5 protein-coding genes and 1 riboswitch are annotated in these 3852 nt (G+C 39.6%); of the genes, 3 read left to right on the top strand and 2 right to left on the bottom strand.

Going from position 1 to position 3852, the window contains the following annotated elements:
• On the bottom strand, window positions 1-410 hold a 410-nt coding region (locus tag SORDD16_RS04285; RefSeq protein ID WP_241733977.1), incomplete at its 3' end, for a QueT transporter family protein.
• A riboswitch (PreQ1 riboswitch) is annotated at window positions 408-504 on the bottom strand. It overlaps the preceding gene by 3 nt.
• Before the next feature lie 28 nt (window positions 505-532).
• Between SORDD16_RS04285 and SORDD16_RS04280 the strand changes: the two genes are divergently transcribed.
• Both SORDD16_RS04280 and mscL read left to right on the top strand, forming a co-directional pair.
• Window positions 533-964, top strand: coding sequence for a GtrA family protein (locus SORDD16_RS04280; protein WP_061452639.1), 432 nt, complete (start codon window positions 533-535; stop codon window positions 962-964).
• Between the two features lie 84 nt (window positions 965-1048).
• Complete coding sequence (gene mscL / locus SORDD16_RS04275; RefSeq protein ID WP_061452498.1) at window positions 1049-1429, top strand: large conductance mechanosensitive channel protein MscL; 381 nt, start codon at window positions 1049-1051, stop codon at window positions 1427-1429.
• A 41-nt stretch (window positions 1430-1470) separates the two neighbouring features.
• On the opposite strand, the gene hemH is transcribed toward mscL, so the two are convergent.
• Window positions 1471-2565 carry a ferrochelatase gene (gene hemH / locus SORDD16_RS04270; RefSeq protein ID WP_061452497.1) on the bottom strand — a complete coding sequence of 365 codons (1095 nt, stop codon included), beginning with the start codon at window positions 2563-2565 and terminating at the stop codon, window positions 1471-1473.
• A gap of 146 nt (window positions 2566-2711) precedes the next feature.
• On the opposite strand from hemH, the gene pepT reads away from it, so the two are divergent.
• Window positions 2712-3852: peptidase T (gene pepT / locus SORDD16_RS04265; RefSeq protein WP_061452496.1), on the top strand; the 1141-nt coding region annotated here is incomplete at its 3' end.

The raw sequence follows: 3852 nt of genomic DNA, 5'->3' as shown, positions 1-3852 counted from the left end.
AAGAAGGGAGCTTCTGTCAAGATATGAAGTTCAGCTGCAATGGTAATCATTGAGATGGAGAAGAGGATTGAAAAGAAGAAATGATCTTTTCGAATCAATCCGTTAAAGAGGTAATCTTTGCTGTATTTTGCAAAAAGCCATACACCTAGACTTAGGAAAACTAGGGTAGAACCTCCACCGACAAAGACATCTATTAGACCAAAGCTAAAGAAATTAGCAATCATACATCCAATCGTCACACCGATGATATATTTAGGGTTATAAAATGCCAAGAAATTCATCATCTCTGAAATACGGAACTGGTAGGCGCCGTAGCTAATGGCATTCAACGGTGGCGTAATGGTCAAAACCACATAGATAGCAGCAACAATAGCGATGTCTGCCATATCACGAACAGTTAATTTTTTCATGTTTTCTCCTTTGGCGGTTTCCCGCGTAAAATATGCTTGGTGAAAGAAGCTAAGCACCAAGGGTTGATTGAATCAACCTTACCAGTATAGCACAATATATGACTTTATGCTATACTAAAATCATGAAAAATCAAATAAAAGCTTTCTTTGATAATGAAATCCTATCCTACTTATTTTTCGGTGGTGCTACTACTCTGATCTCGATTTTATCACGTTTATTTATCTACCATATCAGCCATCAGGAAATCCTAGCAACCGTACTCGCAAATATCATTGGGATTTTCTTTGCCTTTATTACAAATGACACCATCGTCTTTAAACAAAAGAGAAAGAATTGGCCGACTCGTCTGGCTAAGTTTTTCTTAGCTCGCCTCTCTACTCTTGGTCTTGACGTTCTTTTAACTTATATCTTTGTTACATCTTATCCCGATATTATTGGGCAATTTGTCAACAATCAACTAGATCAGGTCAATATCATTGAAACGCTAATTGCGCAGGTTTTGATTATCATTCTTAACTATATTTTTAATAAAGTATACGTTTTTTATAAATGAAATGGATGTCATTAAGCATTAAGGTTGCAATATTTAGGTATTTCAGGTACAATTAAGATTAGTTTTTGAAAGGAAATTATGAAAATGTTAAAAGATCTTAAAGAATTTTTGCTTCGTGGCAATGTCGTTGACCTCGCTGTCGGTGTGATCATCGCCTCTGCTTTTGGTGCTATCGTAACTTCACTCGTTAACGATATCATCACTCCACTTATCTTAAACCCAGCTTTGAAAGCGGCGAACGTTGAACGCATCGCTGAACTTTCATGGAATGGTGTTGGATATGGTAGCTTCTTGAGTGCTGTTATCAATTTCTTAGTAATTGGTACTGTACTTTTCTTCGTTATCAAGGCTGTTGAAAAAGCTCAAAGTCTTACAAAGAAAGAAGAACCAACTGAAGATACACCTGCTGCTCCAACCGAACTTGAAGTTCTTCAAGAAATCAAAGCCCTTCTTGAGAAGAAATAAGACAGAAAAAGGATCTAGCTTAAAGCTAAATCCTTTTTTCTTTACTCTTTTGGTAACTTCCCAGCCTTTTCGAGCATTTTCTTAATCAAGTAAGGCATCTTCACATTTTCACGGCCTTTTTTCTCAATAAGTTTTTTGACAAATTCTGGCATCTGAAGGTCGTCTGTCTCCTCCATAATATCCTTAGTGGTTGCTGACGGAGCTAGCTCATCAAAGGTTTCTTCTTCTGGGAGAAATTCCTTAAATTCTTTTTGTTCATTGGCTCTTACAGTATCAACTAAAGCATCAATTAAACGAGAGTCTGTGTTTGGCATAGGTGGACGATGGTAGGTTACACCTAATTCTTGACATAATTCATAACATTCTACATCGTTATCAAAAAGAACTTCGATATGTTCACTGATAAAGCTAATTGGTACAAAAATATAATGCTCTGGATGTTGCTTTTGTTCTCGCAAATATTCTAAGACATCTGGCTTGATCCAAGGGATTCCAATATCACTCTCGCTCTGCCAAGTATTGGTATACTGATCTGCTGTTAGACTGAGTTGCTCTGCTATCAACTTGCTATTATCAAAAATCTGATCGATATAAGGATCTCCAAAGTCCAAGGCAAAAATTGGAACACTATGGGCTGAGAAGATTACCTTAAAGGACTCTTCTCCCACATCGTTTCGTAAAATTTTGCTAATCTCATCTGTCCAAAAGTTCAGCAAAGATTGCTGTTGATACCAATCCTTAATGACTAAAAACCGGATTTGCTGACTTTCCAGAAACTTCTCATACCCCATGACTGAGTAAAAGGAATAATGTGGTTCTAAAATCAAACAAATACACTCTTCAACGCCATCAGCTTCCATCTGTTTGATTACATCAGGAATAAAGGGACGAGAAAATTTGTTAGCAAAGTAGATACTGTACTCCTCTCCTAATCGCTCCTTGACTAAGGCAACCTCTTCATGGGTGATCCGTTGTAGTGGCGTACCACCAATACGAGCATAGTTGTCATAGAGAGTCTGAATCTCGTGATCATGCGGTCGTACGCCACGACGAATGTTGGTAAAAAAATCCGCCACACTCTCAAAGGTAATCTCTTCTGGCGAACCGAACGTCATCATTAAAATCGCTTTTTTCATTGATATGTCCTTGTGATATTTTTTTCAATTACCATTGTACCATGAAAGATATAATAAATAAACGTTTTCATTTATTTTATTTACTCATCTTTGTCTTTCTCCCCACTCTATGATACAATGAAAAAAATAATATTGAAGGAGTTTTTATGACTTATCCCAACTTACTGGATCGTTTTTTGACCTATGTCAAAGTAAACACCCGCTCTGACGAGCACTCTACTACTACTCCAAGTACGCAAAGTCAGGTAGACTTCGCGACCAATGTCCTCATCCCTGAGATGAAACGTGTCGGTCTGCAAAATGTCTACTACCTACCAAACGGTTTTGCCATTGGAACTTTACCCGCTAACGACCCTGCCTTGACTCGCAAGATTGGTTTCATCTCTCACATGGATACCGCTGACTTTAATGCCGAAGGTGTCAATCCCCAAGTCATCGAAAACTACGATGGTGGGGTCATTTCACTAGGCGACTCTGGTTTTAGCCTTGATCCAGCCGACTTTGCTAACCTTGCTAACTACAAAGGGCAAACTCTGGTCACGACAGACGGCACTACCCTTCTAGGTGCCGATGACAAGTCTGGTATTGCTGAGATCATGACAGCCATCGAATACTTAACTGCTCATCCTGAAATCAAACATTGCGAGATCCGAGTCGGCTTTGGCCCAGATGAGGAGATTGGCGTCGGTGCTAATAAATTTGATGTAGAAGATTTTGATGTAGACTTTGCCTATACTGTGGATGGTGGACCACTGGGTGAACTTCAGTACGAAACCTTCTCAGCAGCTGGGGCTGAGCTACATTTCCAAGGACGCAATGTTCACCCAGGTACAGCCAAAGGACAAATGGTCAATGCTCTTCAGCTAGCCATTGATTTTCATAATCAACTTCCAGAGAATGACCGACCTGAACTGACAGATGGTTACCAAGGTTTCTATCATCTCATGGATGTGTCAGGTAGTGTCGAGGAGGCGCGTGCAAGCTACATCATCCGTGACTTTGAAAAGGATGTCTTTGAAGCCCGTAAAGCATCTATGCAAGTCATCGCTGATAAGATGAATCAAGAGCTTGGGAACAATCGCGTGACCTTAACTCTGACAGACCAGTACTACAATATGAAGGAAGTCATTGAGAAAGACATGACGCCTGTTAACATTGCTAAGGCTGTTATGGAAGATTTAGGGATCACGCCAATTATCGAACCGATTCGTGGTGGAACAGATGGGTCTAAGATTTCCTTTATGGGAATTCCAACTCCAAATATCTTTGCTGGTGGCGAAAACATGC

This window comes from Streptococcus oralis, from assembly GCF_001578945.1.
Classification (GTDB): domain Bacteria; phylum Bacillota; class Bacilli; order Lactobacillales; family Streptococcaceae; genus Streptococcus; species Streptococcus oralis_Q.
The sequence above is the reverse complement of the archived record's forward strand: the minus strand, read 5'-3'. Positions and strand labels throughout refer to the sequence as shown.